Here is a 22,161-nt window from a genome sequence, read left to right as displayed (position 1 = left end):
CACCGAGTACCACCCCCACAAGGAACAGTGACATGACGAGAACCCGCACGTACGCCGCATGGACCGCCGCCGCGACCGCCCTGCTGGCCACCGCCGCCACCACCGCATTCGCCCAGGCACCAGAGGGCGCCGCTCCCCAGCCCTCCGCAAGCGGCATCGCCTGGCACGCCTGCGCCGACACCGACTTCAAGAACATGCAGTGCGGGGCGATGACCGTGCCGGTCGACTGGTCCCACCCCGACGCCGGCACGATCACCCTCGCCATGGTCCGCAGACCCGCCGACGACAAGGCCCACCGCCAGGGCACCCTGCTGCTCAACGACGGCGCCGGCGGCTCCTCGATCGAACAACTGCGCTTGGCCATGCACGCCGGACTGCCCGCCATCGGCGGGGACATGACCCGGAAGTTCGACCTCGTCGCGGTGGACCCGCGGGGCATCGGACACAGCAGCCCGATCCTGTGCGCGGAGGCCCCCAAGCCCGCCGGAGTCAGCCACTTCCCCAAGGACCGGGCCGCCTACGACACGCTCGTCCGCCACAACCAGTCATTCGCCGCGGACTGCCTGCGCCGCAACGGCCCCCTCGTCAAGCACGTCGACCTGACCAGCACCGCCAAGGACTTCGAAGCGGTGCGGATCGGACTCGGCGAGCGCCAGGTCAACTGGTACGGCATCCACTACAGCACCCTCCTCGGCCGCACCTACGCCAAGCTCTACCCGGGCAGGCTGCGCACCATGGTCCTCGACACCGCGCTCGACGACACCACGTCGCCGCTCGAGCGGGTCAAGGCGGAGGCGGCCACTGCCGAGACGGCCTTCAACCGCTTCGTCGCCTGGTGCGAAGCCTCGAAGGAATGCGCCCTGCACGGCAAGGACGTGGCGGCCACGTACGACGCCCTCGTCGCCGGCGCCGACCGCGATCCCATCCCGACCAAGGGCCGGGCCCATGAGCCGCTGACCGGTGAGGACATCCGGGAGGCCACTCAGGACTACCTGAACGTCTCCTTCCTCACCTGGCCGGAACTGGCGAACGCCATCGTCAAGGCCACGGAGAAGAAGGACGCGGCCGACTTCAGCAAGGGCCCGGACGCCACGGATTTCACCCACGACCCGGATGACACGCTCGACCAGGTCCAGGTCCAGGTGGCCGCCTGCCTCGACAACGCGCGACCGGTGCGCACCCTCGCCGAGCTCACCGGCCTGCAAGAGGAACTCGCCCGTACCGCCCCGCACCTGGGCGGCGCCGTACGCTCGTAAAAGGCCATCGCCGGCTGCCTCGGCTGGCCCGTCCCGGCGCAGCCGGTCAAGGCCGGCGCCCCGGTCCACGGCGCGCCGCCCGCGCTGATCGTCCAGTCCACCCACCAGGCCCTCGCCCCGCACGGCGCCGGCCCGGCCATGGCGGCCCAGCTGCCGGGCAGCGTCGTCCTGAGCCGCGAAGGCGACGACTACAGCATGTTCCTGGTCTCCAAGTGCGTCCAGGACGCCACCAACCGCTACCTCACCACCACCGCGCTGCCCGCGCCCGGCACCACCTGCACCGACTGAGTCCCGTACTCCACCACTCCCGGTGCGGTGAAACGGCGGCCCGGCTCATTGACACCCGATGAGCCGGGCCGCCGATCGTCTGCGTCGTTCGCGCTGCTGCCGCCCTGACCGGACGGACTCCGAGACTGCCGATCACGATCAGTCGGACACGTCCCGCGCGACTGGAGGTGCCGCTGGAGCCCATTGGCCGCTCCGAGAGCGGTACTGGTTCAAGGAGTCGTCCTGCCGCCGGTGACGGGTCCTTCCGGTTCCGGTGACTGCGGTCCGTTGACGTAAGCCTCGAAGAATTGGTCCACCCGCGGGTCGTCGGCGGAGGTGACGGACAGTTGGCGGCCCCAGGCGGTCAACTTGACCGGTGCGTCCTGGCCGGGGACCGGACTCATCATGCGATGGGACCTGCCCTCGACCTTCTTCGTGAACGCCTCCACCACCCGCTGTGGCACGTACGGGGAGTACGTCACCCATACGACGCCGTGCTCCAGGGAATGCACGGCGTGTTCGTTGCGCAGCGGTTGCTCGTAGACGTCGCCGTCGGCGTTCTGCCAGGTCGGGTGATGCGGGCCGCCCACGGGCGGAGTCGGGCCGCTGGAATAGTCCACCGGATCCAGCACGTGGGGGCGCTGCGGGATGTCGTAGACCTGTTCGCCGGGGATGTCGACTCCGCCGGAGTCGATGCTCCTCGTGGCCACGCGGGTGGTACGTGGTCCTTCGTGGGCCGAGGCGATCGCCGTGGCGCCGACGAGCACGGCGCCGGCCGCCACGGCCGTGGTCACTGCCGCCAGCCGCCGCTTGAGCCGGGCAGACCGCACCGCCTCGTCCCTCGGCCCAACGATCGATGAAGCGTTCCCAGTCTGATTCTGTGTCACAGCCGGAATGTACGCGGGAGAAGAGACCGGTATCGGGTAACTCGGAATGAATGTCGCGCATGAGGTGATGCACGCCCGTTCGGGCGCAGTGGCGAAGGCAGGACGCCATTGGGGCACGACGGCTTCGGAGGCCTTCATCCGCGGACCCGGCCCGCCGGCCGGGGTGCTGGTCCGGGTCGGTAGGGTGCATGCCGGACTGCCGGGAGGGGTTGAAGGATGAGACCGGGGCGAAGACTGCGGATCACAGGGCTGGTGCTCGCGCCGCTGGGGATTCTGCTGGCGATCGGTACATGGCTGTTCGCCGACTTCGCGTTGGGCGGGCACAGTGTGGACTCCGACGGGATGCGGCCGACGTACGAGCAAGGCGACATCGCCTTCACGAAGAAGATCCATGGCAGTGGGCTCCACCGCGGAGACGCGGTCTTCTACCACCTGCCCGGCCGGTACTCGGACACCGACACGGTCTTCCAGCGCGTCATCGCCATGGGCGGTGACCGGGTCAGCTGTGACGGCAAGCGGGTGCTCCTGAACGGCAAGCCACTGAGGGAACCCTACGTCGCCGGGGGCAACCCCGCCGGGAACGGCACCACTTATGACGTGGTGGTGCCGGAGGGCCGTCTCTTCGTGATGGGCGACAACCGCGTCACCTCCAACGACTCCCGTTCCTTCCTCACAGACGGACAGAGTGGCACCATCCCCGTGGACACGGTCCGCGAGATCGCGTTCGAGGACGCGGGCGTCGTGGTCGTCACGGTGCTCTCCGCCCTGATCGGTGCGGTCCTCGTCGCCCTCACCGGGATCGGCTGCGGCCTCGCCGGATACCTGATCCAGCGCCGTGCCGAACGCACACGGCCCGTACGCGTGACCGTCTGACGGCAAGGCCTGCCGACAGTGGCTTGCGGGGCACGCCTGCGGCATCACCCTGAGAACGACGGGTCACGGTCGCGGGCCGAGGGCGACGTCGAACCTCTCAGCGCCAGGCGGGATGCCCCTCGGCGGAGGCGCCGGTGGTGAGCGCGCGCTCGCCGGTCTTGTCCGCACGTACGGCCCAGATCGCGGGCCGCTCGTACGGGCCGCGGACGAAGGCCACCCACTTGCCGTCGACGGACCAGGTGGGGTCCATCTCGTGCGCGCTGGTGGCGATCAGTTCACGATCGTTGCTTCCGTCGGCGTCCACGAGGTGGATGTCGCCCTGGGTGCCCGTCCCGTAGGTCCCCGCCGTGTACGCGAAGGTGGCGCCGTCGGGAGACCACACCGGGTCGTGTGCCGCGTGGGGCAGCCGGGTCACCTGCTGCGGGGCGCGGTCCGGGGCGGCGGGATCGACCACGTGGATCTGCCAGTTCTCGGGATCCGTCTGCAGGCAGACCGCGATGCTCTTGCCGTCCGGCGACCACGCGGGATCTTCGACCGGGCTCCCGCCCGAGGTGAGCTGGCGAGCCGCGCCGTCGGCGACGCCGACCACGAACAGCTGCTGTACGCCGTCCTTCATGCGAAGCACGGCGAGCCGGCTGCCGTCCGGTGACCAGGACACCCTGCCACCGGCGATGGGGGCGATCCGGCGTGCGTTCGAGCCGTCGGCGTTGGCGGTCCAGACCGCCGTGCCGTCGGGCGTGCTGCGGGTGAATGCGAACGACCTGCGGTCGGGGGACCACTGGGGCAGGGTGTCGCATGTGCCGGCGCTGCCCGCGATGACCTCCACGGGCTTCTCCGCCGAGGCGTCCCGGCGGGCGATGACGCCGTGGCACGTACTGGGCCAGCCCGGCGCGGTGTCCTTCCGGATCAGCAGCGGATCGGCCGGGAACGGTGCGGGGGCCGGGGCGGACCCGGAGGGCGAGGAGGCGCGGGGCTTGGAACCGTCCGTGGTCGAGTGTCTCCAGGGCTGCCACACGAACAGGCCGGCGGCCGCGAGAGACGTCACGAGCACCGCCGCCACCACGGCGAGGCGACGCCGGGGCTTCCGGGCAACGGCCGGCGGCACCTGTGCGGGGGTGGGGGAGAGCCGAGCCGCGGGTCCCGTCACGGTCCGCGACTGTTCCGTACGGGGCTCCGCGACGACGGGCGGGGCGGCGTCCGGTGGCGGGACCTCCTCCGGGACCTCCTCCGGGGCGTCCTGGCGGGCCTCCGGCGGGCTGTCCGGTGCGGTGGACCGCACCATCGGCTCCGGTTCCGGAAGCAGCTGCGTCGCCGCTTCCGGCAGCCAGGAGCCACCGTCCGAGTGGCGGACGGTGAGGGTACCGAGGAAGGCGGCCGGGGTGGGCCTGGCCGCCGGGTCCTTGGACAGACAGGCGCCGATGGCTTCGCGGAGTTCGACGGGCACCGCGGTCAGGTCCGGTTCTTCGTAGACCACCTTGTAGTGCCTGGCCGCGGACGGACCGTCGCCGAAGGGCGCGCCGCCCGCCGCCTGGGTGAGCACCACCCCCAGGGCGAACATGTCGACCGCGGGGGTGAGCGCCCTGCTGCCGGTGAGCTGCTCGGGTGCCAGGAACCCCGGCGTGCCGACCTGCATGCCGGTCTGTGTCAGTGACGTGCCGTCCAGGGCGCGCGCGATGCCGAAATCGATGACGCGCGGCCCGTCCTCGGCGACGATGATGTTCGCGGGCTTCAGATCGCGGTGGATGACCCCCGCGCGGTGGATCGCGTCGAGTGCCTCGGCCAGGCCGGCGGCAAGGACGGTGAGCGTGTCCAGGGGCAGCGATCCGACGCGCGCGAGCACCGCTTGCAGGGTGGGCCCGGGCACGAACGCCGTGACCAGCCAGGCCGGCTCCCCGTCCGGGTCCGCGTCCACCACCGGAGCGGTGTGGAAGCCGCCGACCCGCCGCGCCGCCGCGACCTCGTCGGCGAACCTGCGCCTGAACCCGGGCTCGGTGCTCAGCTCGGGACGTACGACCTTGATGGCGACCGCACGGCCGGACCGGGAGCGGCCCAGGTAGACCACGCCCATGCCCCCCTGACCGAGCCGTCCCACCAGCCGGTAGCGGCCCTCGCCGAGCGAGGTGGGATCACCCGTTTCGAGCGGCTTCATACGTCCCCCGTTTCAACCTTGCGCGATGAACAGCCTCTCCCTACCCGTCGCGCCGTCCACCAGTCAAGCCGGGCCCTCGCGGAATCCCGACCGGGGTGCGTTCGGCGTCCGGTCCGCCTGGTGGGTGGGCCGTTGGGGGATCAGGCAGCCCTCGGCCGAGTCCCCGGGCCGACCGGTCCGGCCGGTCCGACGGACACGGTTACCAGGGTCACCGGGAGCGGCGGCCTTGGCCCATGGCGAACGCGACGAGGATCCCTGCGAGTCCTGCCCATACGACGCCTTCGCCGCCGGCTTGCCGCCAGCCCAGCAGGCCGAGGGCGAGGGCGCTGATCGCTCCCGCCGAGAGCGCGCGGAAGTCGGAGAGGAACGACCACTGCCGGCGGCCGCTTCCGGGCTCCCTGAGCTCGGCGACGGCGGTTCTGACGACCACGGCCGCGATCACGATCGCGGCGACGACGAGTGTCGTTCCCACTTCCGCTCCTGACGTCGGTGACCTGCAGTCACTTTCTGGCTGGCGGTGAGGGTCCGATGGTAGATGTCAGGGTCACCTCCGGCCGATCCGGCCGTCATGGCCTGCGGGGCCGCGGCCACGGCCATGCCGCAGGGCGCAAGGCCCCCGAGACACCGGCCGGACTTCCCGGCACAGCCCGCGCTCGGCAGCTCACGGCGAGCTACTTTGAGGTGCCCCCAGCAGAGGAGAGTGCCGTGGGCAAGGTGGTCATGTACGGCTCGGTGTCGGTGGACGGCTTCATCGCGGATGAGAACGACCAGCCCGGACCGCTGTTCGACTGGTTGTCCAGCGGTGACGTCCCGTTGGACGAGAGCGGCGCGCTGAAGGTGTCGCAGACGTCCTACGACCACACCCGGCCGTACTGGGACCAGATCGGAGTGACGATCGTCGGCCGCCACGTCTTCGACCTGACGGCCGGCTGGGACGGGGAGCCTCCGGGCGGGATCGACCACGTGGTCGTCGTGACGCACCGGCCGGAGCCCGAGGACTGGGACCCCGAGGCGCCGTTCCACTTCGTCGACGGCATCGAGGCAGCCATGGCCAAGGCGCAGGAGCTTGCGGGTGACCGCGTGGTCGAGGTCGCCGCCGGCGACGTCGGTGGCCAGGTGCTCGCCGCGGGCCTGATCGACGAGGTGCGCATGGACGTCGTACCCGTCGTGTTCGGGTCCGGCAAGCGCTACTTCGGGTCGGTCCGCGCGCAGCACCTGTTGGAGGATCCTGACGTGGTCATTCAGGGCAACCGGGTGCTTCACCTGCGCCATCGGGTGCGCCGTTGACCGATCTGCGCGCCTGCGCGCCTGCGCGGAGAAGTCCACCGCGAACGGTGACGCAAGAGGTATCGCGGTGGTGTCGACCGCGGCCCGGTTGGGTGGGGCAGGCGGGGCGGCCTGCTCAGTGTTCCGTGTCCGGCTCCGTGGGCTCGGCGTCGGCGCGTACGAGGTTCTGTTCCAGGCGTTCCAGGACGGCGAGGGCTTCGGCACGCTCGTCGTCCGAGAGGCCGGTTGCGGAGATGTCCTCGAGTTGGGTCCAGACCCGCTCCACCTCCCGGCGCAGGGCGTGACTGGCCGCTGTCGGTTCGATGAGCGAGGCGCGCTTGTCGGTGGGCGAGGGGCGGCGGCGGACGAAGCCGGCCTGTTCGAGGCGGCGGACCGTGCGGGTCATCGTGGCGGCGTCGGAGTCCATCAGGCGCACCAGGTCGATCTGACGCTGGGGACCGAGCTCCCAGAGGTGCATCATGACCAGCTCCTGGCCCGGGTGCAGGCCGATGCGGCGCAGTAGCTGTCCCGCGAACATGCGGTGCAGCCGGGCCAGCCGGAAGATCGCATGACTGATCGGTCCGCCGGTGGCCGCGCCGGGGACCGGCACGGTGGCCTTCGGCTCCGCCGCTCCGGGATCCCGCCCGGCCTCGGATGTGGACTCGGCCATCTCTTCCCCGCTCTCCTGTTTGGACAGGAGAACTCTACCCACCCCCAGGTCCATCGGCACCGGTTCTCCACGCCTACCTGCATAGAACGTCAGGTAGAGGGCGCTGTGCAGCGCGCTTGCCAGGTTGCCGAAAGCGGGTTTACTGTTCGGACAGGTAATTTACTTGTCCGAACAGTAAAAGGCTGGCGTGGGCCGCGGTGCGCCCGACCCGCAGAGCGCCACCCGTCCCGAGGGAGCGACCATGACCACTGCTTTCGATCCGATCGTCCTGGGCGGCACACGCCTCGCGAACCGAGTCGTGATGGCGCCGATGACCCGCAGCCGAGCCCACGGCCCGGGCGCGGAGCCGACCGAGCTGATGGCGACCTACTACGCGCAGCGGGCCGGCGCCGGGCTGATCGTCACCGAGGGCGTCCAGCCCTCGCCCGTCGGCCAGGGCTACCCCGACACCCCCGGCCTGCACACGCCGGGCCAGGTGCGGGCCTGGCGGACGGTGACCGACGCCGTGCACCGCGAGGGAGGGGTGATCTTCGCGCAGCTGATGCACACCGGGCGGATCGGTCACCCCAGCCTGCTGCCCGACGGCCTGACGCCGGTGGCGCCCTCGGCGGTCGCCGCCCGGGGACGGGTCTACACCCACCAGGGACCGCAGGACTTCATCACGCCGAAGGAGCTGAGCGAGGCGGAGATCCGGCAGACCATCACCGATTTCGCGACCGCGGCGCACCACGCCGTCGAGGCCGGATTCGACGGCGTGGAGATCCACGGCGCCAACGGCTACCTGATCCACCAGTTCCTCGCGGACAACACCAACCAGCGCACCGACGCCTGGGGCGGCTCCACCGAAGGCCGGATCCGCTTCGCCGTCCAGGTCGTGACGGCCGTCGCGGAGGCGATCGGCGGGCGGCGGGTCGGTCTGCGGATCTCGCCCGGAAACCGGTACAACGACATCGTCGAGGACAACCCGGGCGAGGTCTACGAGGCCCTGCTGGACGGGCTCGCGGGTCTGGATCTTGCCTATCTGCACCTGATGGAGGGCCCCGACTCCGCACTGACCTCGCAGCTGCGCAAGGAATGGCCCGGCACGTTCGTCCTCAACCCGTTCACCCACCCCGACATCACCGGCCCCGACGCGCTCAACCTGATCGAGGACGGGAGCGCGGACATGGTGGCTTACGGGGCGCTGTTCCTCGCCAACCCCGACCTGCCCCGGCGCCTCGCCGCCCGAGGTCCGTTCAACACCCCGGACCAGGCCACCTTCTACGGAGGCGACCACCGCGGCTACACCGACTACCCCACCCTCACCGCTTGAGCGGCGGCCCCGCCGACGGGGCCCCTACCAGGGAGTTTCCAATGTCCAAAGCCATCACCTTCTCCGAGTACGGCACCCCCGAGGTGCTGCGGCTTTCCGAGGTCACCGCGCCGGAGCCCGGCCCGGGCCAGGTCCGGATCCGCGTGCGGGCCGCCTCCGTGAACCCGCTCGACATGAAGATCCGCTCCGGCCGGATGGCCGAGGCCATCCCGGCGCGCTTCCCCGTGGTCCTCGGACTGGACGCGGCCGGTGTCGTCGACGCGGTCGGCGAGGGAGCCGGCGCGGCCGTGGGCGACGAGGTCCTCGGCGCCACCGCGGGCGGCAGCTACAGCGAGTACGCGCTGCTGGAGCAGCCGGTCGCCAAGCCCGCAGCACTGTCCTGGGAGGTCGCGGCATCGCTGGTGACCGTCGGGCGGACCGCGTTCCGTGTCCTCGCCGAGCTGGGCGTGCGCACGGGGCAGACCCTGCTCGTCCACGGCGCCGGCGGCAGCGTCGGCGTCATCGCGGCGCAGCTGGCCGTCGCCCGCGGCATCACCGTCATCACAACGGTCGGCGAACACGACATCGAGCGGGTCACCGGGCTCGGAGCCACTGCCGTCCGCTACGGCGACGGCTGGGTACAGCGGGTGAGGACCGCGGCGCCGCAGGGAGTCGACTTCGTCCTCGACGCCTCCGGCGCCGGTGTCCTCGCCGACTCCGTCGCCCTGACCGGCGACAGCGCACGCGTCATCACCATCGCCGACATGTCGGCCGCGCAGCACGGCGTCCGCTTCAGCTCCGGCAGCGCCGACGAGGCCGAGGACCCTCTTCCGCAGCTGGTCGAACTGGCCGCCGACGGCACGCTCACCCTGCCCGTCTGGCGTACCTATCCGCTTGAGGAAGCCGCCGCCGCGCACACCGATCTGGAAGCCCGCCGCAACCGGGGCAAGGCCGTCCTGCTGCCCTGACCTCCCGTGCCGCCGCCTCGTGCTGCCGGCGCGGCCGAGGCGGCCCCGGGGCGCGGTCGGTCACCCCGGGCGTCGGCGCGCCGAATGACGCACTGCGCAGGCCGCAGCAGCACCACTGCGCGCGCCAACCGGCGGCACAGACGGCCGATGCCGGACCCGACCCACGACCGATCCCCGCACGACCTGACCCCCACACCCGCAGATTGGAATACCCATGTCCGCACGCACCCTGCCCGAAGCCACCTTCGCCCGCACCGTTCTCGGCTCCGGCCCCGGACTCGCGCTCGCCCACGGCGCCGGCAGCAGCGTGGGCGGCACCTACGGACCGATACTGGAGGGCCTGGCCGCCCGCCGCACCGCCGTCGGCATCGATTACCCCGGCAGCGGGGACACCCCCCGCTCCACCACACCGCTGTCGCTGGACGACCTGGCCGACCAGCTCGTCGCCGCCGCCGTCACCGAAGGCCTGGACACCTTCGCGCTGTCCGGCTACTCCCTCGGCGGCCCCGTCGCGATCCGCGCGGCAGCCCGCCACCCCGAGCGCGTCACCGCCCTCGTGCTGACCGCGACCTTCCCGTACCGGGACAACCACCTCGCGCTCGCCCTGCCGCTGTGGCGCAAGCTGGCCGAGTCGGGCGACCGCGAAGTGCTGGCCGAGTACCTGACGATGATGGCCCTCGGCGCCGACGTACTGGAGGCTATGCCGGCCGAGCAGCTCCGGCAGGCGATCGGGTTCACCGCCGCCAGCGTCGCCGAGGGCACTCCCGAGCACGCCGAGCTGGCCCACCGGGCCGACGTCCGCGACGACCTGCCCCACATCAAGGCACCCACCCTGGTCATCTCCACCACCCAGGACCGCTTCACCTCCACCCGCCTGCACCGCCAACTCGCCGAGACCATCCCCGGCGCCCGGCTCGTGGAGATCCACACCGGCCACCTGCCCATGGTGGAACGCCCCGAGGAATGGCAGAAGCTCATCACCACCTTCCTCGCCCAGCACGGCGCCTGAGCAAACGAGACGCGCACGGCGGACCCTCCCGCCGAGCACGGGAAGCGGTGAAGCTCCTGATCTGTGGTCAGTCGCCGGCGGCGGACACGTCGTCCTCGCGGCGGCCGAGGACCGGTGCGAGATCGGCCCGTCGACCCGGGCATCGACTGGGCGAAGAGAACGCGTCGGGACCGGAAGTACAAGATGGGCAGGGCCTACCAGTACCGGACGCGGGCGGGGTATCCCTGAAAGGCACCCCCGATCGGGGCGTTGCCCCCCGGAAGGAAGGACACTTGCCGTGGACGGCTGGCACGTGGACGAGCGTTGCTTCAACTGCGATGTCGCACGACAGCTCGCGCCCGATCTGATCGGCGAAGCCGACGGAAAGTCCCGCATCCTGCGCCCGCCGCGCGATGAAGCGGAGACGCGGGACTTGCACGCGGCCGTCTTCGCCTGCCCCACCCGCTCGATCCGCCCCTCCTCCGGGCAACCGGACCGGCGACTCGACCCCTTTCCCATGGCCTTGGACAGCGGCGTCCTGCTGTGCGGGCACAACTCGCAACACACTGCCGGGGCCAATTCCTACCTGCTTCTGCGGCCTTCCCGCACGCTCATGATGATCGACACACCACGCTGGAGTCGTGACCTGGCCGAACGCTACGAAGCAGTGGACCCGATCACCGACGTACTCCTCACCCACCGCGACCACGCTGCACACGGCCGCCGCTACGCGGACCATTTCGGAGCCAGGCTCTGGATCCACGAGGGCGACCTCGACGCGGCGCCGGACGCGGACCACGTGATCCGGGGTCTCGACCCCCTGGAGATTGGTGAGGGGGTCACCGCCCATCCGCTGCCCGGCCACACTCGGGGCAGCGTGCTCTACCTCGCGGACGACCGGTACTGCTTCAGCGGGGACAGCTTCTACTGGTCACGCACCACCAACGACCTGGAAGTCGCGGACAGTGTGACCTGGTACTCCATTGAGGAACTGGCGACCTCACTGGCCCGGACGGCCGGACGGCTCCGGTTCGAATGGGTTCTGCCTGGCCACGGCGACCGCCGCCGGCTGTCCGCCGACGAGATGTCACGGCGGTTGACAGCGCTGGCAGAGCGTACGGGGCGGCTGCGGCCTCGCCCGGTTGACTTCACCGCCGTTCGCTGGTGAAGGTGACCTGGCTCCCCTCCCTGGTCCAGGGGCGGTTCCCCGACTCGGTCGCGGCCGCCGGGCAGCTGCCGGACGGCTTGGTCCTCGATGGCGAGCTCGTCCTCCGGTCCGCCGCGGCCGCGCCGCCACACCGAGCGCCGCCGAAACCTGAACGTCCTCTTCGCGGCCCGCGCGTTGACCGCCCGCGGACCATGTGCCCGGTGACCACGGACCCGGGCGGCCGGGCCCTGTCCTCAGCGGGCTCCGGCACCCTCCGGATCCGGGGTGGGCGGCGGGTTGTGGCAGGTCACGTCCTTCGCGGGCAGCCGTCCCGTCGACAGGTACGCGTTGACCGGTATGTTGGCGCAGGCCGTGGGGTTGGAGAGGTACACACCATGGCCCTCACCCCCCAGTGCCAGCACCATCCGCGACCCCTTGAGCGCCTGGTGCAGTCCCCGGCCGGTGCTGAGCGGGGTCATCGGATCCCACTCGTTCTGCACGGTCAGGACATCCGCCCGGGTCTTCATGGGCGTGGCGGGCTCCAGCGGCCGCTGCCAGAAGGCGCACGGTTTGATGTTCGACGCGAAGTCCCCGTACAGCGGGTGCTTCACCTTGTCCCGCGCCGCGTCCCGCGCGTACTGCTCCGGATCGCGGGGCCAGTTGTCCGAGTCCCCGCACACCACGGCCCAGTACACCGCGGTGGCGTTGCCGGCGGGAGCGGCGTTCGGACCTTCCGACGCCTCACCCGCATCGACGCCTGGGCCGGCCGCCCGGACGCGGCCGAGCGGTGACTGCGCGCCGGGCCCCTTCCGGTCGGCGCCCTTCCCGCTCGCGCCCGGATCGGAGCCATTCGGCGGCTGGGGCGTCTTGTCAGCCGATGCCTTGATGGACTTGACGACGACCGAGGCAGCGTGGGGATCGAAGTAGAGCGACGGATCGTCCCTGATGTCGTCACCCGTCATCCTCTCCCCGTAGTGGATGATCGGGTCCCGGTCGGCCCGAGCCACCAGCGCCCAGAAGGTGGCCGACACCGCCTCGGGCGTGGCGCCGAGCCCGTAAGTGTCCGAGCGCTCCGCCGCCCACCGCGTCCACCGCTCGAAGGCGGGCTCGACTTCGGTCCCCCACGCCTGGATCATGCCGCGCCAGACGCGCCCCGGGTCCACGCCGCTGTCCAGGACGAACCGGTCGGTGCGCTCCGGGAACATCTGGGAGTACACCGCGCCGAGGTACGTCCCGTACGAGTAGCCCAGGTACGAGAGCGTCCGCTCCCCGAGTACGGCGCGGATGACGTCCATGTCGCGCGCCGTGTTGCGGGTGGTGATGTACGGAATCACATCGCCCGACTTCTCACGGCACTTGTCGGCGATTCCGCGTGCCCAGGACACGTCCGAGGCGAAGGTCTCGGGCCGGTACGCCCCGCCGGCGCCCACCTCCGCTTCACTCAGATCACCACAGCCGATCGGGCTGCTCTCGCCGACGCCGCGCGGGTCGAAGCCGACGAGGTCGTAGCGGTCGCGGACGTCCTTGGGCATCTCGGCATTCGTCCGTATGGGCCGGAAGAGCCCCGAGGTCCCGGGGCCGCCGGGGTTGAGCAGGAGGACGCCACGCCGCTTGGCCGGGTTCTCGCTCTTCATCCGGGATATGGCGAGGTCCAGGGTGCGCCCTTCGGGACGCTGGTAGTCGAGCGGCACCTTGAGGGTCGCGCACTCGTACTCCGCCGGCCGATCGGGGCTGCAGCGATGCCAGGCCGGCGTCTGTCGCAGGTACGCGGGGGTCGGGGCGGCGGAGGCCGATGGCGTCGCCAGGCCGGGAACGGCGGCGGCGAGGAGCCCGGAGGTGGCGAGCAGCCGTGCGAGACGTTTCATGCGCGTGGTTCCGTTCCTTCGTCGGATGAAATCGCTTGTGCCTCGACTGTGTTGGACGAGCGGGTCGGACCGGAACCCTCCCAGGAACGACCTTTCGTCCCTCGCACGTACCACCCGAAATCCCGGACACGTGGCCGAGAACCGCCCCCAAGATCCTTACATCCGCCGGGACTTCCGGGACGCGCCCGCCCGTCCACTCGTAGTCCCGTCCCCCTCAGGGAGGACAACCGACGACAACCGACTCGACCGCACCCTCGATCGGATGCTGAACAAAACGCGCTATCGGGCATCCAGTGCGATGACCTCCGGGCCTGACTCCGCCTGTGTCCGGTCGTTCCAACCGGCGACGTCCTGGGCGGCTTGGACGAAGGCGGCGACGGCTGCGGATCGTGAGGTTTCCGGCCAGGCGACCATGACCGCGCTGGGGCTGAGGCCGGTGACCGGCCGGTACGCGATGTCCGGGCGTTGGTGCCGCTCGGTGGTGGAGAGTGACAGGAACGCCACCGCCTGCCCCAGCGCGACCACCTCCAGGAGTTGCTCGACGCTGTCCACGAGCGGCCCCTCAGGAGTGTCGGCCGGCGCCAAGCCGGTGTGGCCGTCGCCTGCTTCCGTTCCGTCGTATCCGGTGTAGTAGGCGGTGTTGGAGGGGGCCGCCCCCTTCCAACGCGGGATGGGTTCGCCCTGGAGGTCGGTCAGCCGCAGTCGCCGGCGTCCGGCCAGGCGGTGCGCGGCGGGGAGGACGGCCAGTCGCGGCTCGACCACGAGCGTCTGGGCATCCAGCCCTCGACCGTCGAACGGGCTGCGCAGCAGCGCTACATCCGCACGGCCGTCCCGCAGCATGGCGATCGGCTCTCCGCTGCCGCCGACGACGACTTCGGGCGGCGGCAGATGCGGACCCGTTCCCCGGTAGGCGGCAAGGATCTCCCGCAGCAGCCCGGCATCACCTCCCGGTTTGACCGCCACGACGAGCTGGGGTGTCGCCTGACCGGCCCTGCGCGCACGGCGGGCCGCCGCGTGCACCGCGTCGACCGCGATCCGGGCCTGGTCGAGCAGCACCCGACCGGCGTCGGTCAGCCTCACCTGCCGGGTCGTGCGCTCCAGCAGGCGCACCCCGAGGCGGGACTCCATCTGAGCGATCGCCTTCGACAGCGGGGGCTGCGCCATCCCCAGGCGTTGCGCGGCCCGGCTGAAGTTCAGCTCCTCGGCGACCGCGATGAAGTACCTCAGCTCCCGCACCTCTAGCTCACTCATATCCGTGGACTATAGATCCAGAGCCTTCCGGTCTTTCCCTGCCGCCCGTGGGTCAGGGGAGGCTGGGTGCCATGACGACTTCGCAGAAGACTGCTTTGATCACCGGCGCGAACAAGGGAATCGGCAAGGAAACGGCACGCAGGCTCGCAGCCCTCGGCATCACCGTGCTGATAGGCGCCCGCAACGCCGAGCGCGGCGAGGCGGCGGCCGAGGAGCTTCGCGCGGGCGGCGCCGACGTACGGTTCGTTCCCCTGGACGTCACCGACGAGACCTCCGTCCAGGCCGCCGCCAAGTACATCGACGCCACGTTCGGCCGCCTCGACATCCTCGTCAACAACGCCGCGATCGCCGCCGGACCGCAGAAGCCGAGCGAAGCCCCGGCGGCCACCGTACGGCAGGTCTACGAGACCAACGTGTTCGGCGTCATCGCGGTGACCCACGCCATGCTTCCCCTGCTCCGCCGCTCCGCCGCCGCACGCATTGTCAACATGTCCAGCGAACTCGGCTCCCTCACCCACATGGCCGACCCGGGCAGCCCGTGGTCCGCGTACTACTCGATCCTCCTCCCTTACTGCACCTCGAAGAGCGCGCTGAACGCGATCACCGTGCTCTACGCCAATGAACTGCGTGCCGAAGGGATCCTGGTCAACGCGGTGAGTCCCGGCTACTGCGCGACCGACCTCAACCGCCACAGCGGGATGCGCACGGCGGAGGAGGGCGCGGCCGTGGCCGTTGATCTGGCGACGGCGGGCGAGGACGGCCCGACGGGCACCTTTCGGGCCGAGGACGGGCCGATTCCCTGGTGAGACCATGCCGAGCGGTGCGGATCGTGGGGCCGTAGGGCCCCTCCTACGCCCCCTTCGGGCGCAACGGAACCACCGCCGCGCGCTGTTCGTCCGTGAGATCCACGGGCGGCAGCGCGCAGCTGTTGTGGCGTTCCCATGCTTCGCGGACTTCGGAGGGGACGCGTCCCCGATGAGGAACGTGGTAGCCGCTGTCCCGGAGCTCGGTCTGCCCGCTGAGTACGGAGGTGAGGAAGCCGGCGAGGGCTCCGTCGAATGTGAACCATCCCGGACCGCGGGCTTCGTTGCCCGCGATCCGCCAGCGGTCGGGTTCCCGGGCGGGGTCGGTGATCCAGAAGTTGCGTTCACCGTTGTCGGTGCCGCCGATGGCCGCGCGGTGACCCCCTACCCGCAGCCGGCGCTAACGCGATCAACTCTGCGCCCACCACGCGTGACTGCGGCCGCATCCCCGACCCAATCGCCGCCTTCGGGGCCGACATCATCCCCGGTCTGATTCGGCGTTCGACGCCGTGGAGGGCCGCCCCCGGCGGCCACGGGAAGGGGGCGCCACCTGTGGCCAAGGGGGCGCCACCTGTGGCCGGACAGCACGAAGGCGGCGGCGCGTGCGGGCGGCCTGACCCAGTGCCGTGTGACGCCGGCCGTCTCGCCACGCGTATGGCGCTGAGGTTCCGAACGAACGTCGCGCAGGTTCAAGTGCGTGCCGTGTCCGTATTCCTAAGATTCGACGGCAGAAGGGAAACCCGGGCTGCTCCTGGACGGGTAGGCACCAAGGACAAGAAACTCGTGAAACAAGAGAAGTTCAACCGCATGGCGTCATCGCACATACCGGCGCCGACATGGACATCCCCGACGGGGTGATCGGCAACAGCCGGACCCCCGTCAGCGCCGGCAGCTCGCAGCCTGCCTCCGGGCAGTCCTGCTCCACTGGAGACCGCGCCCTGCTGATCAGCCGGTTCCACACCTTCCGCGCGCCGGCCTCGGCGGTGGCCGTGCGATGCACAGGGCGACCTGAAGAGGGCCATCCCCAACTCGTCGACCCCTTCTAGTACATGCAAGCAATCAGCTCTTTGACCGTCGAGGAGCTCATTTTCAAAACCCGGCGGCCGGACAGGGCTGCCGTGGGAAGCGGAGACATGATGGGCCAGAGTCCTTATGACCATGTCGTTGTGGGAGCGGGGACAGCAGGGTGCGTGATTGCCTCCCGGCTCTCGGAACGCCCCGGCGCGAGGGTGCTGTTGCTGGAGGCGGGAGCCCGCGACGCGACCGAGGCGATGGCATCTCCCTGGGGGTTCCTGGGGTTCGACGCGGCATCCCTCTGGCCGGGCACCTCGACCGTGCAGGCCGGTACGGGCAGGGCCGCTGACGTGCTGCGCGGGAAGGCGCTCGGCGGGTCGTCGAGCATCAACGGCCTGTACCACCTGCGGGGGCACCGCTCCGGATACGACGCATGGCCCGTGCTCGGTGCTCCGGGCTGGGGCTTCGACGATCTGCTGCCCTTCTTCCGCCGCAGCGAGAGCACTCGCGGTCGTGATGCCCTGGTCCGGGGAACGGACGGGCCGGTTGTGGTCGCCCCGGTCCCGGAACCCCATCCCCTTGCCGTGGCGGGCGTCGACGCCGCGGTGCAGGCTGGTTACACACGCGCCGACGACATCGGCGGCGGGCTGGAGACCGGGTTCGGGTGGAGTGACATGAACCTGCCCGGCGGCGCCCGCCAGAGCGCGGCCGACGCCTACATCCGTCCGTTCCTCGACCGGCCGAACCTGGACGTCGTCACGGACGCGACCGTGCAGCGGCTGCGCATCACCGGGGGCCGCTGCACCGGCGTCGAGTACGTCGTGGGTGGCGTGCACCTGTCCGTCGAGAGCGCCGAGGTCATCTTGACCGCGGGGGCCGTCGGCTCCGCGCATCTCCTGATGCTGTCAGGGATCGGCCCGGCACGACACCTCGGCGAACACGGCATCGGCGTCGTCGCCGACCTGCCGGGAGTGGGCTCCCACCTACAGGACCATCCGTTGGCGGGAGTGGTGTACGAGGCCAGCCGGCCCGTACCGTTCGTTCCTGCCAACCCGCCGGCCGAAATGACGGGCCTGCTGTACAGCGACCCCGCCGCGGTCCGGCCGGACCTTCAGGTCTACGTCGTCGCCGCGCCGCTCCCGTCGGCCTGGGGCCGGCCGCCGGCCAACGGCTACTCCATCGCCTTCTCCGCGATGGCTCCGCACAGCAGCGGAACCGTGCGCCTCGCGGACGCCGATCCCGCCAGTGCTCCCGTCGTCGACCCCGGCTACCTGAGCGACGACCGTGACCTGGAGGTCATGCGCAAGGGGCTTGCAGTGGCACGCCGCATCGGAGAGGCCGACGCGTTCGCCGACTGGCGCAAGCAGGAAGCGGTGCCGGGCTCCGGGACGAGCGGCGAGTCCGAGGAAGAGTTCATCCGTAAAGCCACCGGCCCCTACTTCCACTTCACCGGCACCTGCCGCATGGGAACCGACGCCGATGCCGTCGTCGACCCCGCGAACCTTCGCGTACACGGGATCGCCGGACTGCGGGTCGCCGATGCCTCGGTGATGCCGTCCATCCCCTCGGCCAATACCAACGCGACCGTCTACGCCATCGCCGAACGCGCTGCCGAACTGATCGGCTGAGCCTTCTTCCGCGCCCACGACGCTTCCCCAACGCGTTACGTCCCCCCGGCCACGCTGCCCGCCGCCCTCCTCCGGCGGCGCGTCGAGCGCGGCGGGCAGGTCCCATCCAAATTGCATGTGAGTAACTCTTGCCGTTCTTCACATGCATTTGAAGTTAATGATGGGGCTCTATACCTTCGAGATGAAAGCGCGAGAAACACCGCGCAGTTCGGCCCCGACCGGCCTCATCACCCCTCCCCAGACAGGAGCACCGCCATGTCCGAAACGCTTCAGACCACCGACGCCGCCACCTCCGACGCCGTCCTGCTCGAACAGACCGCGGTCGCCGTGCGCGCCGCCGGTGCGGCACTGCGCGAGCGCTTCGGCGACGTGGTCCGCTACGAGACCCGAGAGCAGCTGATGCGTGCGCTCGCCGCCAATGACGACACGGCCCTCGACATCCTGCGCCCCCGCCTCACGAGCCTGCGCCCGCAGGCCGGTTGGGTGGAGGACGAGCTGGACGGCGGGGCGCTGCCGCCCGGTGAGTGGTGGGTGGTTGACCCTGCCGAAGGCAACGTCAACCACCTGCACGCCCTGCCCGAATGGGCGGTGACCGCCACCCTGGTGCGCGACAACCAGCCGGTGCTCACCGTGGTCCACCTGCCGCTGACCGGCGAGACCTACACCGCGCTCACCGGCGCCGGCGCCCACCTCGACGGCCGGCCGCTGCGCGTCTCGGCGACCGCGGACCTCGGCCTGGGCATCGTGGCCACCAGCCAGGCCCGGCCGGAGGAGGACGAGAAGGTCGTACGGCGCGTCGGGTCCTCGATCACCGCGATGCTCTTCGACGCGCTCGTCGTCCGCACCTCCGTACCCGCGACCCTGCACCTGGTGAACGTGGCCGCCGGCCGCATCGACGCCTTCTGGCAGTTCGCCGGAGCCCGAGCCGACCTGCTGCCCGGCGCGCTCCTCGTCACCGAAGCCGGCGGACGGATCTCCGATGCCCAGGGCCGCCCGTGGACCCCGCAGAGCGAGGGCTTCCTGGCCTCCGCCCCCGGCGTCCACGCCGAAGCCGTCGCCACGCTCTCCCGCTGACCCCGCACATCACAACCCGCACCCGCGCAAGGAGCACATCATCATGACCACGATCGCAGTTCTCGGAAACGGCCGCGTCGGCGGCAACCTGGCCGCAGCCCTCACTCGGGCCGGGCACGAGGTGACCGTCGCCGACCGCGCGCCGGGCGCCGCCGCGCACGCCGCCCGCACGGCCCGGATCGTCATCAACGCCACCCCGGGCGCCGGCTCACTGGACCGGCTCACCGCCCTGCGTGAAGAGCTGCATGGCAAGATCCTCATCGACGTCTCCAACGCCACCGTCGACGGGCCGGACGGACTGCCCGCCGACCTGATCCACCCCGGCTCGAGCCTCGCCGAACAGCTCCAGGAGGCACTCCCCGAAACACATGTCGTCAAGACGCTCAACACCATGCTCTTCCCCGTGATGACCGCCCCGGCCACCCTCACCCAGACGCCGACCGCCTTCCTCTCCGGCGAGGACCCGCTGGCCAAGGAGACCGTCCGCGAACTCCTCACCGACCTGGGCTGGAACAAGGAATGGATCACCGATCTCGGCGGGATCCGGACCGCCCGCGCCACGGAGGCCGCGATACTGTTCGTCCCCCACGTCATCCGGTCCACCGGATTCACCCCCTTCGCGATCTCGATCGTCCGCTGACCGGCGAGCCGCGCAAGCTGCCGGCGATCAGAGCTCGCACCGGCGCGGATGGGCTCCCGGTGGGACACGATCGCGGCAGCCGTGGTCCGATTTCGGTCGCGGAGACGAGGATGGAGCGCCCGCGCGACTCCTGACGATCAGGCTGCGAGAAGCCCGATCGTCAGGGGTCGCGTCTTTCGTTTGCGGACCGGGTGAACCGACCACGGCGGCGCGCACTCGGACGATCAGCTCATCTCGCCGCAACAGAAGCATCAGCTCTACCTCTCGACCGCTGCCATGCCAGCCGACTATAGGAAGATTGGCGCGGTGCCCACACGGGTCATGGCTTCGTCCCACGGAACACGGTCACCGTAGGACGGCGTTGAAGCAGTGCACACGAGAGGGTCGGAGAGGAATGCGCGGTACTGGAGTGGAAGTCGACGGCGTGCGCGGGGTGTTCGCAGTGGACTCGACCGCCCCGGGCGCCGCACCGCGGGGACTCGACGCTTTCCGGCGCGGGTGGGAGACGCAGGTCGGCGACGATGTCTTCCAACTGCCGGCCTTCAGCCCGGACACGATCGGTGACTTCCGGGTCAAGGGCAACGTGGCCAAGGTGCACGGCGCGGCGATCGCGGATCTTCACGCCGCGTCGGCGACCCGGACCGCGGACGTCCCGGGCGGCGATCAGGATCTGGTCGCCATGTACGTCGTGCGGCGCGGCGCATGGACTCTGGGCGGCCCACCCGGCCACGGCGAACAGACCGTGTCGGCCGGGCAGTTCCTCGTCCGGCACCTCGGCGGCCTGACGGCCTTCGAGACGTCGGCGCACCTCACGGCGAAGTTCCTCGTCCTGCCCCCCGGCGAGCTCAAGCCCCTGCTCGGGACCCGAGCCGTCACCGGGCCGGCGGACTCGGCCGAGATGCGCTTGCTGACGGCCCTTACGGACATGATTCACACAACCGTGGCCGACCTCGGCCCAGCCGGTGTGGAAGCTGCCGAAAACACCCTGATCGAGCTGACCAAGGCGGTGGCGAAGGGCCGATTCGACGACGTGGAACCCCGGTTGGCTCCCGCGCTCACCCAGGCGGCCAAGGACCTCGCGGACCGTCGGCTCGCCGATCCAGACCTTTCTCCGGCGATGCTCGCGCGTGAACTCAACGTCTCCGTGCGTACGCTGCACCGGGCATTCGCCGCGGTGGGGGAGCAGGTGACCACCTACGTCCGCCATCGGCGACTGCACGAGGCCCGGCTCGCCCTCGTCTCGCCCTCAGGGCGCCTGAGCATTTCGGAACTCGCCGCACACTGGCAGTTCGCGGACGGCAGTCACTTCACCCGAGCCTTCAAGAAGCACTACGGTCAGACTCCCACCGAGTACGCCCGCTCCGCCCGAGCAGCCTCGCTCCCGCCGAACCGGCACCCGCCGCGCCACGGGTCGGCCGAAAGCGGGTGACCGGAGGCTCGACGACCTGCATCACCCTGCCTGGGATTGGGCGAGCCGCCGCGCCCGCCGGCGCTCCCGGCGCCACCGGCCTGACCCGGGTGGCGCCGGGCCAGGACGCGGTGTGGCTGACCGAGTCCGCGGGCGCCGTGGGCGCGGGACTTCCGGCGTGGGCTGTTGCCGCTACGAGGCGGCGGGGTCGTCGAACCGTACCGAGCGGACTTCCAAGCTGTCCTTGGCGGGCTGGCCGTGTGCCTTCAGCCGCCACTGCGGGCCTTGGCAGTTCGCGCCGAGGTAGACGGTCACGGCGGTGTCGGTGTCGTTGTGCGGGCCGTAGCCCGGCTGCTCCTTGTCGTCGCCGACGGCGTGGAGGTTGACGCACTTGCCGCTGTGCGGATCGTGGAGGGTGATCTGCCGCTCCACTCCGTAACCGTCGACGTACTTATAGGTGAAGTTGCCTTCGGCGGCCTGGGCGGTGCCTGCCATCGACAGCATGAGGGTGAGCGCGCCGAGGCCGGCGCCGAGGGCGGTGCGGAGCTTCATGACGGGAAGGTTCCTTCCGGATGATGATCACGGATGGTGCGAGCCCGACCTTAAAAGGGGCGGCGGGAGGCGAATCGATCCGCCAGCGCGCCGCCCCGGCGCGCCGTGCCTGCCGCCACCCGTTCGGATCTCGCTGCCCGGCCCGGGTGTCGAAGGCTGGTCGC

General features: G+C 70.8%; 21 protein-coding genes. 14 read left to right on the top strand and 7 right to left on the bottom strand.

Translation table 11 applies throughout. The features are described 5' to 3' along the window. Positions 1 to 32 precede the first annotated feature (32 nt). Both ACFY1T_RS17115 and ACFY1T_RS17110 read left to right on the top strand, forming a co-directional pair. Positions 33 to 1,256: an alpha/beta fold hydrolase gene (locus tag ACFY1T_RS17115; protein WP_390788838.1), complete on the top strand. Its 1,224-nt coding sequence runs from the start codon at positions 33 to 35 to the stop codon at positions 1,254 to 1,256. 6 nt (positions 1,257 to 1,262) lie between these two features. Continuing rightward, positions 1,263 to 1,544 (top strand): alpha/beta hydrolase, encoded by a 282-nt coding sequence (locus ACFY1T_RS17110; RefSeq protein WP_390788887.1) that lies wholly within the window; start codon positions 1,263 to 1,265, stop codon positions 1,542 to 1,544. A 209-nt stretch (positions 1,545 to 1,753) separates the two neighbouring features. Here ACFY1T_RS17110 and ACFY1T_RS17105 read toward each other — a convergent pair whose 3' ends face one another. Continuing rightward, on the bottom strand, positions 1,754 to 2,353 hold the full coding sequence (locus ACFY1T_RS17105; RefSeq protein ID WP_390788837.1) for a DUF3105 domain-containing protein: 600 nt from the start codon (positions 2,351 to 2,353) through the stop codon (positions 1,754 to 1,756). Between the two features lie 273 nt (positions 2,354 to 2,626). On the opposite strand from ACFY1T_RS17105, the gene lepB reads away from it, so the two are divergent. Then, a complete protein-coding gene (lepB, locus tag ACFY1T_RS17100) occupies positions 2,627 to 3,283 on the top strand; it encodes a signal peptidase I (RefSeq protein WP_390788836.1) in 657 nt (218 codons plus the stop codon). Between the two features lie 97 nt (positions 3,284 to 3,380). Here lepB and ACFY1T_RS17095 read toward each other — a convergent pair whose 3' ends face one another. Continuing rightward, on the bottom strand, positions 3,381 to 5,432 hold the full coding sequence (locus tag ACFY1T_RS17095) for a protein kinase (protein WP_390788835.1): 2,052 nt from the start codon (positions 5,430 to 5,432) through the stop codon (positions 3,381 to 3,383). Positions 5,433 to 5,640: 208 nt separating this feature from the next. Next, complete coding sequence (locus ACFY1T_RS17090) at positions 5,641 to 5,904, bottom strand: hypothetical protein (RefSeq protein ID WP_390788834.1); 264 nt, start codon at positions 5,902 to 5,904, stop codon at positions 5,641 to 5,643. A 233-nt stretch (positions 5,905 to 6,137) separates the two neighbouring features. Between ACFY1T_RS17090 and ACFY1T_RS17085 the strand changes: the two genes are divergently transcribed. Further along, complete coding sequence (locus tag ACFY1T_RS17085) at positions 6,138 to 6,719, top strand: dihydrofolate reductase family protein (protein ID WP_390788833.1); 582 nt, start codon at positions 6,138 to 6,140, stop codon at positions 6,717 to 6,719. Between the two features lie 115 nt (positions 6,720 to 6,834). Here the strand turns inward: ACFY1T_RS17085 and ACFY1T_RS17080 are convergent, their stop codons facing one another. Further along, positions 6,835 to 7,368, bottom strand: coding sequence for a MarR family winged helix-turn-helix transcriptional regulator (locus ACFY1T_RS17080; RefSeq protein ID WP_390788832.1), 534 nt, complete (start codon positions 7,366 to 7,368; stop codon positions 6,835 to 6,837). Between the two features lie 241 nt (positions 7,369 to 7,609). Between ACFY1T_RS17080 and ACFY1T_RS17075 the strand changes: the two genes are divergently transcribed. From ACFY1T_RS17075 to ACFY1T_RS17060, 4 genes are all read left to right on the top strand, one after another. Continuing rightward, positions 7,610 to 8,680 carry an alkene reductase gene (locus ACFY1T_RS17075; protein ID WP_390788831.1) on the top strand — a complete coding sequence of 357 codons (1,071 nt, stop codon included), beginning with the start codon at positions 7,610 to 7,612 and terminating at the stop codon, positions 8,678 to 8,680. A gap of 41 nt (positions 8,681 to 8,721) precedes the next feature. After that, positions 8,722 to 9,627, top strand: a complete 906-nt coding sequence (locus ACFY1T_RS17070) for an NADP-dependent oxidoreductase (RefSeq protein WP_390788830.1) — start codon at positions 8,722 to 8,724, stop codon at positions 9,625 to 9,627. A gap of 214 nt (positions 9,628 to 9,841) precedes the next feature. Then, complete coding sequence (locus tag ACFY1T_RS17065) at positions 9,842 to 10,636, top strand: alpha/beta fold hydrolase (RefSeq protein ID WP_390788829.1); 795 nt, start codon at positions 9,842 to 9,844, stop codon at positions 10,634 to 10,636. A gap of 277 nt (positions 10,637 to 10,913) precedes the next feature. Next, positions 10,914 to 11,783, top strand: a complete 870-nt coding sequence (locus ACFY1T_RS17060) for a 4Fe-4S domain-containing protein (protein WP_390788828.1) — start codon at positions 10,914 to 10,916, stop codon at positions 11,781 to 11,783. 233 nt (positions 11,784 to 12,016) lie between these two features. On the opposite strand, the gene ACFY1T_RS17055 is transcribed toward ACFY1T_RS17060, so the two are convergent. Together ACFY1T_RS17055 and ACFY1T_RS17050 are read right to left on the bottom strand one after the other, a co-directional pair. Then, a complete protein-coding gene (locus ACFY1T_RS17055; protein WP_390788827.1) occupies positions 12,017 to 13,627 on the bottom strand; it encodes an alpha/beta hydrolase in 1,611 nt (536 codons plus the stop codon). A 279-nt stretch (positions 13,628 to 13,906) separates the two neighbouring features. Next, a complete protein-coding gene (locus ACFY1T_RS17050) occupies positions 13,907 to 14,878 on the bottom strand; it encodes a LysR family transcriptional regulator (protein WP_390788826.1) in 972 nt (323 codons plus the stop codon). A gap of 71 nt (positions 14,879 to 14,949) precedes the next feature. Here ACFY1T_RS17050 and ACFY1T_RS17045 point away from each other — a divergent pair, with 71 nt between their 5' ends. The 6 genes from ACFY1T_RS17045 (at position 14,950) to ACFY1T_RS17020 (ending at position 21,466) form a co-directional block, all read left to right on the top strand. Then, entirely contained in the window at positions 14,950 to 15,684 is a 735-nt protein-coding gene (locus ACFY1T_RS17045) for an SDR family oxidoreductase (protein WP_390788825.1), read from the top strand. Between the two features lie 833 nt (positions 15,685 to 16,517). Beyond that, entirely contained in the window at positions 16,518 to 16,727 is a 210-nt protein-coding gene (locus tag ACFY1T_RS17040; RefSeq protein ID WP_390788824.1) for a hypothetical protein, read from the top strand. A 21-nt stretch (positions 16,728 to 16,748) separates the two neighbouring features. Continuing rightward, a complete protein-coding gene (locus ACFY1T_RS17035) occupies positions 16,749 to 18,323 on the top strand; it encodes a GMC family oxidoreductase (protein WP_390788823.1) in 1,575 nt (524 codons plus the stop codon). 255 nt (positions 18,324 to 18,578) lie between these two features. Further along, positions 18,579 to 19,397, top strand: coding sequence for an inositol monophosphatase family protein (locus ACFY1T_RS17030; RefSeq protein WP_390788822.1), 819 nt, complete (start codon positions 18,579 to 18,581; stop codon positions 19,395 to 19,397). Between the two features lie 43 nt (positions 19,398 to 19,440). Beyond that, on the top strand, positions 19,441 to 20,037 hold the full coding sequence (locus ACFY1T_RS17025; RefSeq protein WP_390788821.1) for an NADPH-dependent F420 reductase: 597 nt from the start codon (positions 19,441 to 19,443) through the stop codon (positions 20,035 to 20,037). A gap of 409 nt (positions 20,038 to 20,446) precedes the next feature. Beyond that, complete coding sequence (locus ACFY1T_RS17020; protein ID WP_390788820.1) at positions 20,447 to 21,466, top strand: helix-turn-helix domain-containing protein; 1,020 nt, start codon at positions 20,447 to 20,449, stop codon at positions 21,464 to 21,466. A 171-nt stretch (positions 21,467 to 21,637) separates the two neighbouring features. On the opposite strand, the gene ACFY1T_RS17015 is transcribed toward ACFY1T_RS17020, so the two are convergent. Beyond that, the gene (locus ACFY1T_RS17015; protein WP_390788819.1) at positions 21,638 to 21,997 is read right to left on the bottom strand and encodes a hypothetical protein; all 360 of its coding nucleotides are present in this window, start codon (positions 21,995 to 21,997) and stop codon (positions 21,638 to 21,640) included. Between the last annotated feature and the right edge of the window lie 164 nt (positions 21,998 to 22,161).

It is taken from the genome of Streptomyces sp. NPDC001194 (assembly GCF_042896985.1).
Taxonomy (GTDB): Bacteria; Actinomycetota; Actinomycetes; order Streptomycetales; family Streptomycetaceae; genus Streptomyces.
The sequence above is the reverse complement of the archived record's forward strand: the minus strand, read 5'-3'. Positions and strand labels throughout refer to the sequence as shown.

Bases quoted from the DNA above. Each gene is read 5' to 3' on its own strand.
- ACFY1T_RS17025 (WP_390788821.1), top strand. From the start codon at position 19,441: ATGACCACGATCGCAGTTCTCGGAAACGGCCGCGTCGGCGGCAACCTG.
- lepB (WP_390788836.1), top strand. From the start codon at position 2,627: ATGAGACCGGGGCGAAGACTGCGGATCACAGGGCTGGTGCTCGCGCCG.
- ACFY1T_RS17030 (WP_390788822.1), top strand. From the start codon at position 18,579: ATGTCCGAAACGCTTCAGACCACCGACGCCGCCACCTCCGACGCCGTC.
- ACFY1T_RS17075 (WP_390788831.1), top strand. From the start codon at position 7,610: ATGACCACTGCTTTCGATCCGATCGTCCTGGGCGGCACACGCCTCGCG.
- ACFY1T_RS17050 (WP_390788826.1), bottom strand. From the start codon at position 14,878: ATGAGTGAGCTAGAGGTGCGGGAGCTGAGGTACTTCATCGCGGTCGCC.
- ACFY1T_RS17115 (WP_390788838.1), top strand. From the start codon at position 33: ATGACGAGAACCCGCACGTACGCCGCATGGACCGCCGCCGCGACCGCC.
- ACFY1T_RS17055 (WP_390788827.1), bottom strand. From the start codon at position 13,627: ATGAAACGTCTCGCACGGCTGCTCGCCACCTCCGGGCTCCTCGCCGCC.
- ACFY1T_RS17045 (WP_390788825.1), top strand. From the start codon at position 14,950: ATGACGACTTCGCAGAAGACTGCTTTGATCACCGGCGCGAACAAGGGA.
- ACFY1T_RS17070 (WP_390788830.1), top strand. From the start codon at position 8,722: ATGTCCAAAGCCATCACCTTCTCCGAGTACGGCACCCCCGAGGTGCTG.
- ACFY1T_RS17080 (WP_390788832.1), bottom strand. From the start codon at position 7,368: ATGGCCGAGTCCACATCCGAGGCCGGGCGGGATCCCGGAGCGGCGGAG.
- ACFY1T_RS17040 (WP_390788824.1), top strand. From the start codon at position 16,518: ATGGACATCCCCGACGGGGTGATCGGCAACAGCCGGACCCCCGTCAGC.
- ACFY1T_RS17015 (WP_390788819.1), bottom strand. From the start codon at position 21,997: ATGAAGCTCCGCACCGCCCTCGGCGCCGGCCTCGGCGCGCTCACCCTC.
- ACFY1T_RS17095 (WP_390788835.1), bottom strand. From the start codon at position 5,432: ATGAAGCCGCTCGAAACGGGTGATCCCACCTCGCTCGGCGAGGGCCGC.
- ACFY1T_RS17065 (WP_390788829.1), top strand. From the start codon at position 9,842: ATGTCCGCACGCACCCTGCCCGAAGCCACCTTCGCCCGCACCGTTCTC.